A 19,014-nucleotide genomic window follows, 5' to 3' on the forward strand; every position below is an offset into this window, starting at 1 on the left:
GCCCCGGCGACGGGACTTCAGCGCCGGGCCAGGACCGGCACGCCCGGGCCGGACATCAGCGCCGGGCCAGCGCCAGCACACTCAGGCCGAACATCAGGACACCCAGCGGGAGATGGACCGACGGGACATGCGCGACGCCGAGCACGACCTGGGCCGAGGCGAGTACGAGAAACCCTGACGCGTGCCAAACCGGTCGGGCCGGGCCGCCGCCCGGCTTCCATGCCAGCACCGCCGCGAGGACGTGGAGCATCGACGCCCCGTACATCACACGGGCTCCGACACTGTGCAGTGTCGCTCCGAAGGGCGAGGTCAGCAGCAGTCCGGCGGAGATCGCCTGAAGGAAGACGGTCAGGGTCTGGAGGGCTATCGCGATCCGCAGGAACGAGAAGCGGCGCGGTGGGTTCGCCGCCGTTGCCGTCTCCGTTGCCGCCGTCTCCGTCGTCGTCGCCCGAGTGGTCATGTCGCGGTCCTCTTTTCCGTCCCTGGGCAGCAGGCCGATAAGGTCTCACCGACTCGACGACGGGGGCCTGCGAAAGGTAAGGCGAGGGGGCGGCCGGGAGCATGGGGACTGTCGGTAGGGCCGGAACCGGCGCGGACGGGGCGGTCGGCGAGCGACGTCAGCTGATCAATGTCGCCTACCGGTTGCTGGGTTCGGTGACCGAGGCCGAGGACGCCGTACAGGATGCCTACGGACGCTGGTACGGACTGCCGCGGAGTCGGCGGGCGGAGATCCGGTCCCCCGGCGCCTGGCTGACGACGACGACCAGCCGCATCTGTCTGGACCTGCTCGGCTCGGCGCGGGCCCGTCGTGAACGCTATGTCGGCGCGTGGCTGCCCGAGCCGCTGCCCGACCGCGCGGAGTGGGGCCGGGCGGGCGGTCCCGGTCCCGTCGGCGGCACGGATCCCGCCGACCAGATCGTGCTGGACGAGTCGGTGGCGATGGCCTTCCTCGTCGTCCTGGAGACGATGACGCCCGCCGAGCGGGTGGCGTTCGTCCTGCACGACGTCTTCCGGTATCCGTTCGCCGAGATAGCCGGCGTTCTCGGCCGTACCCCTGCGGCGTGCAAGCAGTTGGCGGCATCCGCCCGGCGGCGGGTGGGCGACGCGCGCGCTCCGGTGTCCTCGGCGACCGGCCGGGCGGACGTGCCGAGGCAGGTCAAAGAGGCGTGGGAGGCCAAGGACATCGCGGCCCTCGTCGGCCTTCTCGACCCGGCCGCCGTGCTGACCGCCGACGGCGGCGGCCTGGCCGGCGCCGTCCTGCGCCCGGTCGAGGGCGGGGCGCGCATCGCCCGGTACCTGGTCGCCATGGCCGACCGGGCTCCCGGACTCGAACTTCTGGAGCGGTCGGTCAACGGTGTGCCGGGCCTGGTGGCCCGGCGGGCCGGCGTCGTCATGACGGTGGCCGCGTTCGACGTCTCCGGTGGGCGGGTCACCCGGATCTGGGCGGTCCGCAATCCGGAGAAGCTGCGGCCGTGGGCGCGGGAGGGCCGGCCGGGGCCGGCCGGGCCCCGTGCAGCCGGCAGCTCATGAGTCCTGCTGCGCGTCTTCGATGAACGCGGTGACGAGGCTGTGGGGCGCGTCGTCGCCGAAGAGGAATTCGTGGAGTCGGGTGCCTTCGGTGGCGGCTTCGGTGGCGCGGGGGAACATGGCCTGCTCGTACGTGGTGAGGGCGGTCTCGACGTCGTCGGGGTGCGCGGCGAGGGCCTTGCCGAGTTCGGCGCCGTCGTACATGGCCAGGTTGGCGCCCTCACCGTTCGGAGCCGAGAGATGGGCGGCGTCGCCGAGCAGGGTCACTCCCGGCACCCGGTCCCATCGGTGGCCGATCGGCAGGGCGTGGACGGGGCGCAGGGTCGGTGCGGTGTCGCCGTCGGTGATCAGCGCGGTGATTTCCGGCGCCCAGCCGTCGAATTCCCGCGCGATCCGTGCGGCGGCCGCGGTGGCGTCGGTGAAGTCGACGGCGGCGAACCAGTCCAGCGACTCGGTGAGCACCACATAGGTGTGCAGGGTGCCGCCCCTCTCCCGGTGAGCCTGGATGCCCTTGCCCGGCGCGAGCACGAACAGTGATCCGCCGCCGACCGCCTTCGCGGTGGCCGGATGCCGGCTGTCGCTGTCGAACAGGTAGGTCTCCACGAAGGCCCTGCCGGTGTACTCGGGGGTGGCGTCGGAGAGCAGCGGCCGGACGCGTGACCAGGCGCCGTCCGCGCCGACCAGCAGGCTCGTGGTGACGGTGGAGCCGTCGGCGAAGGTCACCTCGTGGCGGCCGTCACCGAGGGCACGGGTGCCGCTGACCTTGTGGCCCCAGCGGACAGTGCCGGCCGGCAGCGAGTCGAGCAGGATCTGCCGCAGCTCGCCGCGCTGCACCTCGGGGCGCCCGCCCGTGCCGTCGTCGGCCTTGTCGAACAGGGTGCTCCCGTCCCGGTCGAGGATCCGTATCGCCTGGCGGCCTTCCAGGACGAGAGTACGGAACGCGTCGATCAGGCCCGCGACCTGGAGGGCCGGTTGGCCGTTGTAGTCGTGGATGTCGAGCATCCCGCCCTGCGCGCGGGCCGTCGGTGAGGCTTCCGCCTCGTAGACCGTGGCCGGGATGCCGTGGATGTGCAGGACGCGGGCCAGGGTGAGGCCGCCGAGGCCGGCGCCGATGATCGTGACGTGAGGGGTCATGGTGATTCCTTGCGTGTCGTGCGCCTGCCGGATGGGCACCCGGCAGGATCACTGGAAGAGTGCCGGGTCCCGCCGACAAGGCGTGGACATCGGGCCGACAGACTTTGTCGGTCCCCGTCGGTCCGCCGACATTCCCCTGACAGGTGACCGACACCGTGCAGTGCGCCGCCGTGTGCTCCGGCAGTCCGTCATCCGCCCGGGAAGTGCGCCGGGAAGCGCGCCGCCCTCTGCGTGAGCGAATCCGGAGGCCCGGGTCCGTGCACTCGGGAAGGTGACTTCGGTCCGTAACGCCGCGCGCCGTCCCGGCCTGCGGCTATCAAGGCAACGGCGGCACGGCGCCCGGCTGTCCGGACACGGATGCCCGGACGCGGATGTACCGCGGGCCAGGAGCCGCCGCCCATGATCCGCGAACCCGCGCCCGGAAGGACGGCCCCATGGAGACCGCGCTGATCGGGCGGGAACACAGCGTACGGATGCTGCGATCCCGTCTGGAGCGGGCGCGGGCCAGTCACGGCGGGCTGGTGCTGGTCACGGGCGAGGCCGGCATCGGCAAGACGAGCTTGGTGCACAGCGCGGTGGACGAGGCGCGGGACCACGGCGACATGCTGGTGGTGCACGGAACCTGCTGGGACTCCGACGGCACCCCCGGCTTCTGGCCGTGGACACAGGCGGTGCGGGGCCTGCGGCGCGGCGCGGCCGCCGAGGAGTGGGAGGCGGCAGCGACGGCCGCCGGAGGAGCGCTCTCCGTACTGCTGGGCGAGGGCACGGGCGCCGGCGACGCGCTGCGCTTCGAGCTGTTCGACGCGGTGACCACCCTGCTGGCCGTCATGTCGCGGAGCCGCCCGGTGACCGTGGTGCTGGAGGATCTGCACTGGGCGGACGCCGCGTCGCTGCACCTGCTGGAGTTCACGGCGCAGCACGCCTGGTTCGAGCGGCTGCTCGTGATCGGCACGTACCGCGACGTGGAAGTGCAGCGGCCCGACCACCCCCTGCGGCCGCTGCTGCCCCGGCTGGCGGCGCGAGCCACCACCGTCGCCTTGACGGGCCTGACCCCGCCGCAGGTCGAGGAACTGGTGGCCCGTACGGCGGGGAGCCGGCCCGACGCGGCCACGGCCGCCGAGGTGTGCGCACGCACCGGCGGCAACCCGTACTTCGTGGAGGAGACGGCCCGCCTGTGGTCCGCCGGCCAGTCCGTGGCCGCCGTCGCGCCCGGGGTCCGTGCCGTGGTGCACCGGCGGCTGTCGCTGCTCGGCGCGCCCACCGTACGGCTGCTGGGTGCCGCCGCCGTGCTGGGCCGCCGCTTCGAGCGGGGAACCCTGGCCCGTACAGCCGGGATACCGGAACCGCTCGCCGCCGGGCTGCTCGGGGAGACGGTCGAGGCCGGGCTGCTGGAGCCGTCGGCGGCCGACGCGTACGTCTTCATCCACGACCTGGTACGGGAGTCCCTGTACGAGGGGCTGGCGGAGGAGCGCCGCCGCCATCTGCACGCCGCCGCCGTACGTGCGCTGCGGGACACAGCCTGCGCCGGGGACCGGGCGCGGCCGACCGACCTCGCCCGGCACGCCTACTTCGCCGGCCCGGCCCTCGACGCCGGCGAGGCGGTGGACATCCTGGTGGCCGCGGCCCGGCACGCGGTGAGCAGGCTGGCGAGCGAAGAGGCGGTAGGGCACTACCGGCGCGCGCTGGAACGGCTCGGGACCGGCGATCCGCACCGCCACGTGCTGCTCGCCCTCGACCTCGGTGCCGAACTCCAACTCCTCGGCGAGCACGAGCGTTCCTGGCTGGTGTACGAGGACGCCGCCACACTGGCGTCCGGCACGGGCGACGCCGTGCTCGTGGGCCGCGTGGCACTCACGCTGCACAGCGCGGACGGCCGGGGCGACGGGACCGGGCTCAAGTCCCGGGCGCTGCGCGAGGCACATCGTGCACTGGTCACCGGGGCTCGCCCCGCCGACGACAGACCCGGTGCTCGTGGTACTCCTGGCACTCCCGGCGGCGGGCCGGTGGAGGAGGTGGCCCGCCGTGTCGTGGCAGCCGCCCGCGCCGCCGGCGACGACGATGCCCTGCACCTGGGGCTGTGGGCGCGCCTGCACGCGGTGTGGGAGCCGCGCACGGCGGCACAGCGGGTCGACGTCGCCGGGGAGTTGATGGAGGTGTCCCGCCGCCGGGCCGATGTCTGGATGGAGCACCTGGCGGCTTCCATGCGCTGGGTCGCCCTGCTCGAACTGGACGACCCGGCGTTCCTCCGGCAGTTCCACTCCATGGTGGCCGGCGCGGACGCCTGCGGACTGCCCCGGACCAGCATGATCTCGGTCATCGACCGCAGCGTCGTGTACGCGTTCATGGGCCGCTTCCCCGAAGCCGACGACCTGCTCGCCCGAACCCTGGCCCTCAGCGGCACCCACGCCAACTACTACCAGTACTTCATCGGCCACCACCGCTGGGCACTGTCCCTCCTCCAGGGCAGCTTCCCGGAAGCGGAACGGGCCCACCACGCCACACCGGGACGGGACCCGCTGTACACCCACGTGCTGGCGGGCATCACCGCGTTGGAGCAGGGCACCGCCTCGACCGCCGGAGCGGTGCCGTGCCCCGGGGACGGCCCGCCCGGCGACAGCGTGCTGGAGCGCGGCATCGCCCCGCTGCGGGTCCGGCTGCTGGCGCAGAGCGCGGCGGCGTCCCGGGACCCGGCGCGCTGCCGCCAGGCGCACGCCGCGTTGGAGCCGTACCGGGGGCAGTGGCTGGTCTCCCTGTTCGGCTGGGACATCAGCGGCCCGGCAGCGCTGTGGTCGGGCCTGCTGCACGCCGCCGAGGAGCAGTGGGAAGCGGCAGTACGGGACCTCACCGCTGCCCGGCGGTCCGCCGACCGGCTCCACGGCCGCCCCTGGTCGGTACGCGCCCGTACGGAACTGGCCCGCGCCCTGCTCGCCCGCGCGGGCCCCGACGACGCGGCCCGGGCCACCGCGCTGCTCCGCGACACCGAGGCCGAAGCCCGCGAACTGGGCATGCCCCACATCGCCAACCAGTCCCGCGACCTCCGCCCCTCCCCCACACCGCCCACTCAACCTGCTCTGCCCGAGCGGGAGTTCGTACGCAACGGCGCCGTATGGCGTCTCCGCTACGCAGGCCGCACCGTCCACGTACCCGACGCCAAAGGGCTGGCAGACCTGCACACGCTGCTCGGCCGCCCCGGCCAGGACGTCCCGGCCACACGCCTGCTGTACCCGGACAGCGCGCCCATGGCCGCGGCGGCGGCCGCCTTCGGAAGCGACGTGGTCCTGGACGACGAGGCGAAGTCCCGTTACCGGCGACGCCTGGAAGTGCTCGACGACGAGATCGACAGGGCAGCCGCCCGCGGCGACGACCGCACGGCCGCGGCATACGACCACGAGCGGGAAGCCCTCCTCACCGAACTCCGCAACGCCGCCGGACTCGCCGGGCGCCCCCGCCGACTGGGCGACGAGACCGACCGCGCCCGCAAGAACGTGACCGCCCGCATCCGCGACAGCCTGCGCCGCCTGACGACACACCACCCCGAACTCGCCACCCACCTACAGGCATCGGTGTCGACCGGCGCACTGTGCCGCTACGCACCGGCCGACGAGGTCCGCTGGCACCTGTGAAGCCGCCGTACGGCCGCCCCGCACCCCCGTGTGCGCGGGACGGCCGTACGGCGGAGCCTGCGACGTCTATGCGGACGTCGAGGTGGGGAGGGGGACGGTACCGGAGTCGGCGCCGACCTCGGTCTCGGCGCGGGCATGGCAACCAATCCCGGCCTCAGCCCCGGCCTCAACCCCGGTCTCGGCATCCGGCGGGTCATCGGACAGGTTGCCTTCCATGTCGACCCAGGTGTCGTTCCAGGCGTGCCCCTGCTCGGGCCCGCGTTGCCAGGTGTGCGTGACACGGCTGTCCGGACCCCGCCCGAAGACGGAGAGCGAACCGTGCGGGTTGAGAACGACGGCCGGATCATTCACAAGCCGGCCGTGCAACGGCGCCCAGCCGGACCACGGGCCGCCCGTACCCGTCTGCCAGCGATGATGCAACCCGTCGTCCGTGCCGCGCGCGAACAACACCATCCCACCGTCCCGGCCGACAAGAACCGTGGGACGTCCACGCACGGAACCCTCCATGTCCACCCACCCATCGTTCCACGCATGACCATGCTCCGGGCCACGCTGCCAGGTATGAGTGACCCGCCCGCCAGGGTCGCGGCCGAACACCGACAACGCACCGTTGGGACTCAGCACCACCGCCGGATCACTCACCAGACGACCGTGCAACGGCACCCACGCCGACCACGGCCCCCCGACACCCGTCTGCCAGCGATGATGCAGCCCGCCATCAGCACCGCGCGCGAACAGCACCATCCCCCCACTCCTCCCCACCAACACCACGGGCCGCCCGCGGACCGAACCCTCCATGTCCACCCACCCGTCATTCCACGCATACCCCTGCTCCGGCCCCCGCTGCCACGTATGAGTGACACGCCCACCCGGATCCCGAGCAAACACCGACAACGCACCGTTCGGACTCAGCACCACCGCCGGGTCACTCGCCAACCGCCCGCCCAACGCCACCCATTCGGGCGCCCACTCCCCCGCCTCCGACTGCCACGTATGCCACAGCACACCGCCATCCCCCCGCACGAAGACAACCAACTTCCCGTAACGCCCCACCAAAGCCCACGGCCGCCCCACCGCCCGACTCCCCGGACGCCCCAACCCCACCCAACCCGACCACGCACCCCCAGGAACGCTCTGCCACCGATGCACGACCCCACCCGACGCGTCCACACCAAAAATCACCATCCCCGAACCCGTGTCCACCACCGACGGGATTCCCACACTCACCCGGCCGGTCGCCCGGGGAGCCTCGCCCGTCCACCAGGTCGTCTCCTTGCGGGCGCCGGGCCAGGAGAAGCTGAAGTGGATGTGGTTGGTATGGGGGTTACTGCCTCGGTACGGCTGCCAGCCGGCGTCGGGGCGGTTCGCCATCCAGATGCGGCGGTTCCAAATCATGTACATGATGCCGAAGCGGCGGGCCAGCGCGTGGGTGTTGCCGTGCCGGTCGGTGGCGTGCAGCCAGTTGATCAAGTCGTCGGCCAGGTGGGCCTGGCCGTTGACCTCGACGCCCCAGTCCCAGGCCCGGCCTTCCTTGTGTTCACTCTGTCCGCCGCTGCCGCAGGACCGGCTGATGCCCAGGTCCCGGGTTCCCGCGTAGGCGGCGAGCACCAGGTCACGGAAGCCGGTGACGCCGGGTTTGGCCGTGGGGTCGCAGTCGCGCTGCGGGTCGTACGGTGCGTACGGGTCGATGCGGGGACCGAAGTCGGGTGCGGTCGGTGCCATGGGGGCTCCCCTGGTCCGGCCGCCTCCCGGTGAGGCGGCTCTGCCCTTGGGGCGCGCGACGGGAACTGGCGCATGCCAGACGCGATCACGCAGCTCCGGGAGAAAGACCGGTCAGACTTCCGGTACGCGGACCTGGCTCGGCCCAGGACCCGTCGGAGGGCGGGTCGAGAAGGAGACTCATGTACAGCGCCGTCTCGCCCTCGGACGCGGTGCCGCTGTACAGCGTCGTGTCCAGGCCGCAGAAGCCGAATCCCATCCGCTGGTAAGCGCGGACGGCCGGGCCGTTGATGTTCGTGACCTCCAGCCATACGTGCCCGGCGCCGCACTCCCGGGCCCGTTCGACGGCGTGGTGCATTAGCGTGCGGCCGATGCCCCGTCCCTGGTACGGCCCGGCCACCTCGATGTCGACGATGGTCAGCCGCCGGTTCCAGGGCTCGTACGCGGTGTCCACATAGCCGCACACGCGATCGCCGTCCAGTGCGACGAACCGGCGCTCGTCGCCCGAATCGCCCGGAACCTCGTCGCTTTCCGGCTCGTCGTCGGGGAATACCTTGTGTACCGGCGGATCCAGTGGCACTGGCCGAAGAGTGAACCCGAATTCGGAGCGCACCACTTCGAAAACGGTGTCCGAGGTGAACTCGCCCTTGATGACGGCGGACCGGTCACTCTCGCTCTCCGCCGCCCGATAGGTGATGGCCTCCGCCGCCGCACCCCTCGTTGACCTGCTGTGTGTTGACGCCACCTGCTCACCGTATCGTTCCGGCACCACTCGATGTCCAAGAGTGAGCTGCCTCGCTCTTCGGGCCGCCGCCAGACGAGCGTTAGCTGTCCGTTAGGTCGGCATCAGGCCAGTCCAGGCCGGGCCGGGAGTGATGCCGAATCTCGTGATCCCCCTCGCTCCGGGTCCTCGCCTCTTGGGTACCTCAGTTCGCGACCGGGCCTGCCGCGGCGCTCAGTTCAGCGAGGACGGCCGCATGGTCGGACGGCCAGACACCGTTCACCGCCCGGTCCCCGGTGCGCCGGACGGACTCCACGTGGCCGAGTCCGCCGGGACCCGGCGGGCCGACGTGGATGTAGTCGATGCGGACGCCGGGCCCGTGGTAGCCCGCGAGGTAGGGGTTGGCCGGGTCCCAGGTCGCCGAGGGCTGGGCGGGGTCCGCGTACTCCCAGGCGTCGAGGAAGACCTGGCCGGGGACGGCGGGGGCGGTGCGGTAGCCGCCGAAGAGCCGTACTTCGTCCGAGTCGGGCCAGGCGTTGAAGTCCCCGGTGATCACCGGCGGGAAGTCCGTCCCGGTACGGCGGGCGGCGACGAACCGGGCGAGCGCCGCGACCTGCGCGCAGCGCACCGCGGACGCGTCGACGTCCGAGGTCAGGTGGGTGGTGAAGAACGGCACCGGGTGGGCGGGGTGGCCCAGCCGGGTGTACAGGGCGAGCCGGCCGTCGTCGTCCGGCCCGGCGGGCAGTTGAGCCACCTCCTGGTCGAGGACGGGCCACCGGCTGAGGACGGCGTTGCCGAAGGCGATCGTCGGGTCGCCGAGCCTGCGCTGCCAGCGCTGCGGCGCTCTCGACGCTGCCCACGCGCAGGTCATGCCCAGCTCGTCCGCCAACCGGTGCGCGAGGTTCTCCGTTCCGTCGTCCCAGACCTCCTGCAGTCCGACGACATCGGGTCGCAGGTCGCGCAGTACGGTGAGGATGGCCTTGCGCCGTTCCTGCCACGGGCCGAACCGCCACCAGAGGTTCCACGTCAGTACGCGCATCCGCCGTCCTTTCGCCGGTTCGCGGATCGCTGCCGTCACCTCCCCGACGACCCGACGACCCGTCGAGCCGACGAGCCGCCGCGTCGGCCCGACGAGAGGTGCGGGGTTACCCGTACGTCCCCACGGTCGTCACGGTCGTGACCGGAACGCGCGGGCAGCGAGAGCGTGATGTCACCGGGGGCCGCCGTCCCCCAGTGTCGGCAGGTAGCGCGGTGCCCGCCAGGCGTCCAGACGGTGCTCCACCGCCGCTCCCAGCGCCAGCAGCTTGGCGTCCTGGTGGTTTCCGGCCGTCAGGAGCACGCCGACGGGCAGTTCGCCCAGGAATCCGGCGGGGACGGTCAGCGACGGGTAGCCGGCCACGGCCGCGGGGGTGGACGACGGGATCACGTCGTTGTCGCCGCGCGCGCAATCCGTCGTCCACGCGGGCGGGTTCGTCGGTGCGGCGATGGCGTCCAGGTGGTTGGCGGCCAGGGTCTCGTCGATGGACCGCTGGGAGAGGTCCTTCAATTCGGCGCGCATCGCCCGGTACTTCGGATCGGTGGTGGGCGGCGCGGCGAGGGCCTGCTCGAACAGTTCCTGACCGGCGAAGCAGGTGCGTTCGGCCGGGTGGGCGCGGTTGAACTCGATCAGTTCGGCGAGGTCGCGCGGGCCCTTGCGGGTGGCGAGGTAGGCGTCGATGTCCCGGTGGAACTCGCTCAGCAGGGCGGGGAACTCCAGCTCGCCGAGCCGCTTCTGGTACGGGGGCGTCACCTCGACCACCTGCGCCCCGGCCTTGCGCAGCTGTGCCGCCGTACGGGACATCAGGGCGTCCACCTCGGCGCCGAGCGACGGCAGCCGCCACAGTCCGATCCTCTTGCCGCGCAGCGAACCGGGCTGCCGTTCCGCCGCCTCCGCGAGGGCGCGGGCGGCGTCCTCCTGACGCCCGGTGGCCCCGCCGCTGAGCACCGAGAGGGTGAGCGCGGCGTCGGTGACGTTACGTGCCATGGGTCCCGCGGTGTCCTGCTCGGCGGAGATCGGTACGACGCCGGCGCCGCTGACCAGGCCGAGGCTGGGTTTGTGGCCGACCACCCCGGTCATCCCCGCCGGGCACACGATGGAGCCGTCCGTCTCGGTGCCGACCGCCACCTGCGCCAGCGACGCGGCGAGCGCGGCGGCCGAACCGGAGGACGAGCCGCAGGGATTGCGGTCCAGTACGTACGGGTTGTGGGTCTGCCCGCCGACCGCCGACCAGCCGGACGTCGGCTTCGTCGCGCGGAAGTTCGCCCATTCCGACAGGTTCGTCTTGCCGAGGATCACCGCGCCCGCCTTCCGGAGCCGCGTCACGAGGGCGGCGTCGGTGTCCGGCGGGCTGCCGGCCAGGGCCAGCGATCCGGCCGTGGTGGGCATGTCGCGGGTGTCGATGTTGTCCTTGAGGAGGACGGGGATGCCGTCCAGCGGTCCCAGGGTGTCGCCACGCCGGTGCCTGGCATCGCTGGCGGCGGCCTGGCGCAGGGCGGTGGGATCGGTGCGCAGGACCGCGTTGATCCTGGGATCGACGGTCTTGATCCGGCTCAGGTAGGCCCGGGTCAGTGCCGAGGAGGTCAGTGAGCCGTCCGCCATCCGCGTCTGCAACTCCGGGATGGTCACGGTGTCGAGGTCGATACCGGGCAGCGCCGACGACCCGGCGGACGGCGACGCACCGCCGGTGCCGGGCTCGGCGGCTTCCGCGCGGGGGCTCGGTACGCCCGTGGCCAGGGAGCCGGTGACCAGGAAGGCGATCAGTGTGGCAATTCTCCGCTTCACCATGAGGGACAGCCGACTACACGGGGCGCTCGCGACGCAAGGGTGTGGTCCCGCTTCCCCACGTCAGTCTCCCAGGCCCTGGGGCGGCGGGCTGACGCGGCACGATCCGGCCGAAATCAAGGGGGTTGGGTACACCGGTGCTTGGGGGAATTCTCCAGTGCGTACGAACAGCCGTGCGTCTAGCGTCTGTCGACGTGAGACACACACGGAACCTGACGAAGAGATCGCCCGCCGGGACGCGCCGACCGGGCCGGTGTGCGGCGGCGTTGGCGACGGCTTCGGTCGTCCTGGCCCTCGTCGCGCCTGTCGCGGAAGCGGCCGGACCGGGCACGGGCAGGACGGGCACGGCTGGACCGGGCGCGGGCGGGCCGGGCGCGGGCGCGGCGGACACCGCCGGACGCTCGGCCGGATCCGCCGACTGTGCGGCAGCGCGCGGCTCGCTCGCCGCCTCTCTGGACACGCTCGTCACCCGGCACGGGATACCGGGCGTCGCCGCCGAACTGACCGACCCGCGCTGCGGCCGGTGGGATGCCGCCCGTGGCGTGGCCGACCGGCAGACCGGGCGCCCGATGCGGGCCGAGGACCGGTTCAGGATCGGCAGCGTGACCAAGACGTTCACCGCGACGGTCGTCCTGCAGCTCGCCGCGGCGGGCCGGATCGAACTGGACGCGCCGGTCGAGCGCTACCTGCCCGGGGTGATCCGCGGCGACGGCTACGACTACGACGGCCGCACCATCACCGTACGGCAGTTGCTCCAGCACACCAGCGGCCTTCCCGACTACACCGCGGCCCTCGTCCAGCTACCCTTGGAACAGTGGCGGTTCCGCCACGCCGAACCCCGCGAACTGATCGCCATCGCGCTGAAGATGCCGCCTCCCGAGAAGAAGTGGCACTACGCGACCACCAACTATCTCCTCGCGGGCCTCATCGTCGAGAAGGTCACCGGGCACGGCGTCGAGGCGGAGGTGACCCGCCGGATTCTTCGGCCGCTCGGCCTGCGCGACACCTACTGGCCCGGTGACAGTACACGTATCCACGGTTCGCACTCGCACAGTTACTTCTCCGCCACCGACGGGCCGGACGCGCCGCTGACCGACGGCACCGAGTGGAACATGACCTTCGGCGGCGCCGGTGGCGCGTTGGTCTCCACCCCCTCCGACGTGAACCGGTTCTTCCACGGCCTGTTCGGCGGGGAGTTGCTGCCCGCGCGCTGGCTGGCCGAGATGAAGCGCACCGTGCCCGCCGACCCGGACCGGCTGTGGCCCGGCGCCCGGTACGGACTGGGACTGATCGCCTCGCCGCTGGAGTGCGGCGGCTGGTGGTGGGGGCACGGCGGGACGGTGCCCGGAGGACACCGCGCGCTGGGCGCTGTGGGCCCCGGCAGCCGGAGCATCGCGCTCGCCCTCACCGCGGTGCCCAGCACCGAACAGGCCGAAGCGGACTACCGTGCCGCCGCCGAGACCGCCTTCTGCGCTCCCACTCGTCGTCAGCAGCTCAAGGAGACCTCATGACTGCCCCCGGCCCGCTGTCCTCTCCCGGAGCGGTGCCTGCCTCGGACCTGGCGACTGCCCCGGGCCCGGTGACCGCCTCGGCCCCGGTGGCCTCGGCCGGACAGGCGGCTGCCGCCCGACCGGCTGTGCGCCGCGCCGCGGCGGCCGGCCTGGCCCTGGCAGCCTGCCTCACCGCATCCCCCGGCCTGGCCCATGCCGCCGCACCCGCCTCAGCCCCCGCCGGGAGCCACGACGCCACGGCGAGTGCAGCGGGTACGGCGGATGCCGCCGACCGCCGCACCGGCCCCGGGGCCGGGCTCGACCGCTACTACCACCAGCGTCTCGGCTGGGGCAGTTGCGCCAAGGGCCCCGACGACGCGATGGGCCGCGACCTGGACCGGGCCGGCGTGCAGTGCGCGGACGCCACCGTACCGCTCGACTACTCCGACCCCCAGGGCCGTACGATCACCATCGCCGTCTCCCGGCTCAAGGCGACCGACACCCGCCATCGCATCGGTGCGATCCTGCTCAACAACGGCGGGCCCGGCGGGCCCGCCCTCGCGTCCCCGCCGGACATCCGCAAGGCGATGAAGAAGGTCGGGCCGCGCTACGACATCATCGGCTTCGACCCGCGCTTCGTCGGCCGCAGCACCCCGCTGAACTGCGGCTGGCCCGTGGGCACCCACTTCCTCTCGGCCGGTCTGAGCCGCGCGAGCTTCGAGCGTCAGGTCGCCTTCCAGAAGAGCCTGGCCGACAAGTGCCGGGCCGCCGCGCCGACGGTTCTGCCCCACATCAGCACCCGCAACACGGCCCGCGACATGGACGTCGTCCGAGGCGCGCTCGGCGAACGGAAGATCTCCTACCTGGGGTACTCGTACGGGACCTACCTGGGCACCGTCTACACCCAGATGTTCCCGGGCCGCTTCGACCGGGTGGTGCTCGACGGGGCGCTCGCTCCCGACGACTACTCTCCCCGACAACTGCAGTACGCCATCGAGGAGAACGACCAGGCCCTCGCTGCCTGGGCCGACTGGGCGGCCCGCCGCGACGCCACCTACCACCTCGGCCGCACGCGCGCCGAGGTGCTCGCCACCATCGGCCGGATCCTCGAAGCGTCCGCACGGCGTCCGCTGACGATCGGCACCGCGCCGGAACGCTACCGTATCGACGACACGCAGGTGCCGCTCCTGCTCTTCGCCGCGATAGCCGACGACACCGACCGGGCTCGGGCCGGGCTCGGCGAGCAGCTCTCCGTACTCGCCAAGGCCGTGGCCGGGCAACCGACCCGGCTGTCGCCGGAGTTCATCGGCGTACTGCGGTTCATCCAGACCGACGATCAGCCCGGCGGCGTACAGACCGCGATCCTCTGCGGGGACAAGGCCGCCCCGCGCGACCCCGAGGTCTACTGGCGGGACATCCAGCGCGGCCGTGCCAAGCATCCGCTGCTCGGCCCGATGGCCGACAACATCAGCCCGTGCGCCTTCTGGGACCGGCCGCGCGAAGAGCCCACCCAGGTACGGCGCGACGCCCCGGTCCTGATCGTGGCCGCCACCGGCGACCCGCGGACCACGTACCGGAGCAGTGTGGCGCTGCACGGCCTGCTGCCGAGCTCCAAGCTCCTCACGCTCAAGGGCGCCGACCGCCACGCCCTGTACGGCAGGTACGGCAACGCCTGCGTGGACGCCAAGGTCAACCGGTACCTGGCCACCGGGAAGCTGCCGGCGGCCGACGAGACCTGCGTCAAGTAGGCCGCCCCGCCCCCTTCTTCAGGAGGTCATGGCCGTCCAGCCGAGACGGACAGCGAGCAGCAGGTTCACTCTGTTACCGAGGACGGCCATGGCCGGGCAGCCCCGAACGCCGGTGAGCAGGCGGCCGAGCAGGGCACCACCCGAGGCCAGCAGGATCTGCCGGTGACGGGTGGCGCGTGCACCGGAGGGACCAGCGGCCGGGCGAGACCCCGCTGAGGAACAGGTGCTGGCGTGACTGATCACGTCGCAGGGGAAAGCGACCGCCATCACGGTCGACGCTCAGGGGTACGTCGAAGATGCCGACGGCGTCGACTTCTTCGTCCCGCCGGGCGAGGAGATCCCGATCCCGTAACTGCACCGTGCACCGGCCCCAGTACGCCTACGTCTTCACGCCCTCGCACTCTCACGCCCTCACGCCCGCGCCGATCAGGTCCGGGACGGCCGGGCGGGTCGGGCCGTCCCGGGGCACAGGCCGGTCGTCGTGGTGTTGCGTCGGCGGGCCTCAGCCGTTTCGCAGGCACAAGTCCGAAGGCTCGCGGACTCGCAGGCTCGCATGTGGGCGCTGCCCGCCTATGATCAGCCGGTGCATACCACTGTCTTACTCACGGCCGCCGCGACGCCGGCCGCCCCCGCGCTCACCCTGCGCCCCTGGACCGACAACGACGTCGCCGCGCTGATCGAGGCGTACCGGGATCCGCAGCTACGCCGCTGGGCCGGCGCTCCGATGGAGAGCGAAGCCGACGGGCGGCGACGGATCGAGGCCGAGAAGCAGGGCTGGGCTGTGGGCGACCGGCTCGCTTTCGCCGTACTGGAAGCGGTCCCCGATGCGCCACCGCGGCTGGCGGGCAACGTGGTGCTCAAGAACGCCGTGCCCGGCGAACCCGTCGCCGAGGTCGGCTACTGGACCGCGGCATGGGCCCGGGGGCGCGGCGTGGCCCCCCGGGCCTTGCAGGCCCTCACCGACTGGTCCTTCGACACCTTCCGGGCCGACGGCCTGGAGTGCCTCGAACTCCTCCACCAGGCGGACAACGTGGCGTCCTGCCGGGTCGCGGAGAAGTGCGGCTACGCGTTCGACCGGCTCCTGCCGGCGTCACCGCCGCTCTACCCGCTCGACGGCCATCTGCACCTCCGGCGCGCGACCGCCTGACCCGGATGCGGCGTCGGCCCGCTGGGCGGTGTGCCCGGCGGGCCTCCGGCTCAGCGCGCCGCGAGGTCCACGATGCGCTGGATCAGGTCGGGGTAGCTCCAGCCGGCCCCGGTCGCCGCGAGCGGCACCAGGCTCGTCGCCGTCAGGCCCGGGAGCGCGTTCACTTCGAGGCACATCGGCTCGCCGGCCACGTCGCAGCGGAAGTCCGTACGCGAGTACGTGCCGCTGCCGAACCCCAGGGCCCGGTGCGCCCGCAAGGCCGACTCCTGCAGCCGGGACGCGAAGTCGGCCGGAATGCGCGCCGGGCAGACCTCGACGGCCGCCCCGGGCTGGTACTTGGCCGTGTAGTCGAACACCGGCGTCGTCAGCTCGATCTCGATCACGGGGAGCACCTGGTCGCCGACCACGGCCACGGTGAACTCCCGCCCGGGAAGGAAGGGTTCCACCATCAGTTCCCCCTCCTCGGAGCGCAGCTCGGCGGCGATCTGAGCCAACTGCGACCGCGAGTCGACCCGGTGCACCGACACACTCGAACCGTCCGCGACCGGCTTGGCCACCACCGGCCCGGCCGCCAGCAGCCGCTCGACGTCCGGCGGCACGTCGGACACCGCGGGACGCCACAGCGCCCGTTCGGCCACCCGCACGCCCGCCGCGCCCAGCACCGCCTGCGTCCGCCCCTTGTGCCACGCCGCCGCACAGGTCGCGCTGTCCGCGCCGGTGAACGGTACGCCCGCCATCTCCAGCACGGCCTGTACGTGCCCGTCCTCGCCCCAACCACCGTGCAGGGCCAGGAACACCAGGTCGGCTCCGCGCAGCAGTTCCAGGACCGGGCCGCCGGTCAGGGCGGCGTGCAGGTGCGACCGCAGCCGGTGACGCTCCGCGGGGGACGGCGGCTCCTTGCCGACCGCGACTCCGTCGACCGTGTCCCCGGGACGCAGCGGCCCGGCCAGGACCGGCACCGCGGCCGCCGGGTCGACCAGCATCACCTCGTGTCCGCGTTCCACCAGGGCCCGGGCGACCGACCACCCCGAGGCCAGGGAGACATCTCGTTCCGAACTCTCTCCACCGCTCAAGATCACAACACGCATACGGGGATTCTGCCGCACCCGGGTGGCCGGTGCCCGTAGCTGCGCCGTACCGCCGTCGGATGCGTCCGGGGTCACGACCGGGACTGCACCGATCCGGACAGTCGATCCGGACAGTGGATTCGGGGCGGCGGTCCGGGGCGGCGGTCCGGACACCTGGCTCCGCGGCGCACGCCGGCTCGGGGCAGGCCGGGCGCGCCGCTCACGGGATACGGCCCGCCCCAGCGGGTGCTCGGCGAACTCCGCCGGTCACTGCTGCACGTCGAGCGTCGTCCGGGCCGGGCGGAGGGTGTGGGACGGGTGGGGCAGGTGGACGTCGGCTGTGCCGGTGCCCTCGAAGAGCCGGTCGCCCGCCTTGACCGGGACGGTGCCGAAGGCGCTCTTGAAGGACGCGGCGCCCTGGCTGGTCAGGGTGAAGGTCATGCGTGCCGTGACCTTGCCGGAGGAGACCCGGACGTTCTTCCGGTCCAGGGTGAACGCCAGGAACGCCGCCCGGGCGGGCCGGGCGCCCCGGACGTCCCCGGAGATCCGGCCGGTGGCGAAGTCCGCCTTCAGGTGGTTGACCCGCAGGTAGCGGCCGCCGCGGGTGAACTCGAAGCCTCCGTCGAAGTGCAGTTCGCCCTTGGAGAGGCTGCGGTTGAACGTGCCGCCGGTGATCGGTGCGGTGACGCACCGCCGCTCACGGGTGCCGGTCACCCGGGCCGGGCGGACGGCGTTGAGCCGTACATGTGCCGTGGCGAGGGCGCGGCCGGCTTCCGGTGCCAGGCAGAATTCACCGCTGCCCGTGCCCACCCGGGTCTGCTCCCCCTGGGGTGCGGGTACCGGGCGCGGGCCCGCCGGGGTGGCGGCCACGGAGAGACCGCCGCCGAGTGGCGCGGTCAGGGCGAGCGCGGTCACACAGGCCGTGGTCAGCAGGCGGCGCGGTGCGGACATGGGGACGTCTCCTTCATGTACGGCTGCGGTCGGCCACGGCTGACCGGCAGCGTTGCGGTGTTTGCTGAAGGTATTGACGTTGTGCTGCCGTTGGTGACGCTCAAGGCACCAAATCACCCGATTGCCCGACATCGACCGGCGTGTCGCCCTGGGCTTCACCGGCCGTGAGGGCGTAAGGGGGTACGGGTCGGCATCCCGGCGCCGGTCGGCGGGGCCGGGCACTCTAGCAAGCGGTGAGCGCCGTGGTGATTCTTTGTCGGGTCGGCGCCAATACGGCGGAGGCGGCCCGGCTCCGCATTAGCGTCCTTTTTCCCGTCACCCGGAGAAGGAGGGCATGGTGCGAAGCGTCGGACGGCGGCGTTCGGTGACCGGCGGTGTCCGGACGCGGTTCTCGGTGGGCACCGGGCTGGTCGTCGCCGGACTTTCCCTTACGGTCATGGCGATTCTGCTGCCGGTGCAGTTGTTCGCGAGCAGCGGCAGCGCCGCGGACAGTTCCGCTCCCGCCACGCAGGACGACGGGCTCAGGGTGTGGAACACACCGTCGGGCCCGCTGACACCGCTCGACCGGGAATTCGTCGGAAAGGTACGGCAGGCCGGCCTGTGGGAACTTCCCGCCGGCCGTCAGGCACTGCAACGCGGAAAGCGGCAGGCCGTGCGGCACGCAGGCCGGCATTTGACGGAAGGGCACACCGATCTCAATCAGCGGGCCGCAGACGCGGCCCGCGCGCTGGCCGTCACGCTCCCCGGACAGCCGACTCCCGAGCAGCAGGGCTGGCTCGCACAACTCGACACGGCCGAAGGCGACACGTACGAGCGGCTTTTCGTGAACCTGGCGCGCCGCGCGCACGGAAAGGTGTTCTCCCTCGTCGCCCAAGTGCGGGCGAACACCCGCAATGCGGTGATCCGGGACCTGGCCACACGCGCCAATACCGTCGTCCTCGATCACATCACGGCACTGGAACAGACCGGACTGGTCGACTTCGGGGCACTCGACGGCGGACCGGCGTCCAGCGGGTCCGGCGCGGCTACGGTGGCGCCGCCACCCGCGAAGTGAAGCGAAATGGAG

General features: G+C 72.6%; 14 protein-coding genes. 6 read left to right on the forward strand and 8 right to left on the reverse strand.

Annotated elements, in window-relative coordinates; genetic code table 11:
- Window positions 1-55 precede the first annotated feature (55 nt).
- Window positions 56-460: a hypothetical protein gene (locus AB0A97_RS11100; protein WP_361147690.1), complete on the reverse strand. Its 405-nt coding sequence runs from the start codon at window positions 458-460 to the stop codon at window positions 56-58.
- Window positions 461-561: 101 nt separating this feature from the next.
- Between AB0A97_RS11100 and sigJ the strand changes: the two genes are divergently transcribed.
- Window positions 562-1,530, forward strand: a complete 969-nt coding sequence (sigJ, locus tag AB0A97_RS11105) for an RNA polymerase sigma factor SigJ (protein WP_361147692.1) — start codon at window positions 562-564, stop codon at window positions 1,528-1,530.
- On the opposite strand, the gene AB0A97_RS11110 is transcribed toward sigJ, so the two are convergent.
- Complete coding sequence (locus tag AB0A97_RS11110; protein WP_361147694.1) at window positions 1,525-2,661, reverse strand: NAD(P)/FAD-dependent oxidoreductase; 1,137 nt, start codon at window positions 2,659-2,661, stop codon at window positions 1,525-1,527. The genes sigJ and AB0A97_RS11110 overlap by 6 nt on opposite strands.
- 434 nt (window positions 2,662-3,095) lie before the next feature.
- Here AB0A97_RS11110 and AB0A97_RS11115 point away from each other — a divergent pair, with 434 nt between their 5' ends.
- Entirely contained in the window at window positions 3,096-6,284 is a 3,189-nt protein-coding gene (locus AB0A97_RS11115) for an AAA family ATPase (RefSeq protein ID WP_361147696.1), read from the forward strand.
- 66 nt (window positions 6,285-6,350) lie between these two features.
- Here the strand turns inward: AB0A97_RS11115 and AB0A97_RS11120 are convergent, their stop codons facing one another.
- The 4 genes from AB0A97_RS11120 to AB0A97_RS11135 all read right to left on the reverse strand — a co-directional run bounded on the left by AB0A97_RS11120 (window position 6,351) and on the right by AB0A97_RS11135 (window position 11,548).
- Entirely contained in the window at window positions 6,351-8,006 is a 1,656-nt protein-coding gene (locus AB0A97_RS11120) for a hypothetical protein (RefSeq protein WP_361147697.1), read from the reverse strand.
- A gap of 85 nt (window positions 8,007-8,091) precedes the next feature.
- Complete coding sequence (locus tag AB0A97_RS11125) at window positions 8,092-8,748, reverse strand: GNAT family N-acetyltransferase (RefSeq protein WP_361147699.1); 657 nt, start codon at window positions 8,746-8,748, stop codon at window positions 8,092-8,094.
- A 181-nt stretch (window positions 8,749-8,929) separates the two neighbouring features.
- On the reverse strand, window positions 8,930-9,763 hold the full coding sequence (locus tag AB0A97_RS11130; RefSeq protein ID WP_361147701.1) for an endonuclease/exonuclease/phosphatase family protein: 834 nt from the start codon (window positions 9,761-9,763) through the stop codon (window positions 8,930-8,932).
- A gap of 171 nt (window positions 9,764-9,934) precedes the next feature.
- Window positions 9,935-11,548, reverse strand: a complete 1,614-nt coding sequence (locus tag AB0A97_RS11135; RefSeq protein ID WP_361147703.1) for an amidase — start codon at window positions 11,546-11,548, stop codon at window positions 9,935-9,937.
- 263 nt (window positions 11,549-11,811) lie between these two features.
- Here AB0A97_RS11135 and AB0A97_RS11140 point away from each other — a divergent pair, with 263 nt between their 5' ends.
- The 3 genes from AB0A97_RS11140 to AB0A97_RS11150 all read left to right on the forward strand — a co-directional run bounded on the left by AB0A97_RS11140 (window position 11,812) and on the right by AB0A97_RS11150 (window position 15,930).
- On the forward strand, window positions 11,812-13,056 hold the full coding sequence (locus AB0A97_RS11140) for a serine hydrolase domain-containing protein (RefSeq protein WP_361147705.1): 1,245 nt from the start codon (window positions 11,812-11,814) through the stop codon (window positions 13,054-13,056).
- Window positions 13,053-14,783, forward strand: coding sequence for an alpha/beta hydrolase (locus AB0A97_RS11145; RefSeq protein WP_361147706.1), 1,731 nt, complete (start codon window positions 13,053-13,055; stop codon window positions 14,781-14,783). Before AB0A97_RS11140 ends, AB0A97_RS11145 begins: the two co-directional genes overlap by 4 nt.
- Before the next feature lie 583 nt (window positions 14,784-15,366).
- A complete protein-coding gene (locus tag AB0A97_RS11150; RefSeq protein WP_361147708.1) occupies window positions 15,367-15,930 on the forward strand; it encodes a GNAT family N-acetyltransferase in 564 nt (187 codons plus the stop codon).
- A 50-nt stretch (window positions 15,931-15,980) separates the two neighbouring features.
- Here the strand turns inward: AB0A97_RS11150 and AB0A97_RS11155 are convergent, their stop codons facing one another.
- Both AB0A97_RS11155 and AB0A97_RS11160 read right to left on the reverse strand, forming a co-directional pair.
- Window positions 15,981-17,018, reverse strand: coding sequence for a D-alanine--D-alanine ligase (locus AB0A97_RS11155; protein WP_361147710.1), 1,038 nt, complete (start codon window positions 17,016-17,018; stop codon window positions 15,981-15,983).
- A 246-nt stretch (window positions 17,019-17,264) separates the two neighbouring features.
- Window positions 17,265-17,948 carry a hypothetical protein gene (locus tag AB0A97_RS11160; protein WP_361147712.1) on the reverse strand — a complete coding sequence of 228 codons (684 nt, stop codon included), beginning with the start codon at window positions 17,946-17,948 and terminating at the stop codon, window positions 17,265-17,267.
- Window positions 17,949-18,342: 394 nt separating this feature from the next.
- On the opposite strand from AB0A97_RS11160, the gene AB0A97_RS11165 reads away from it, so the two are divergent.
- Window positions 18,343-19,002, forward strand: a complete 660-nt coding sequence (locus tag AB0A97_RS11165; protein WP_361147713.1) for a DUF4142 domain-containing protein — start codon at window positions 18,343-18,345, stop codon at window positions 19,000-19,002.
- The last annotated feature ends 12 nt before the right edge of the window (window positions 19,003-19,014 follow it).

The organism is Streptomyces sp. NPDC045470 (assembly GCF_040646595.1).
Lineage (GTDB): Bacteria > Actinomycetota > Actinomycetes > Streptomycetales > Streptomycetaceae > Streptomyces.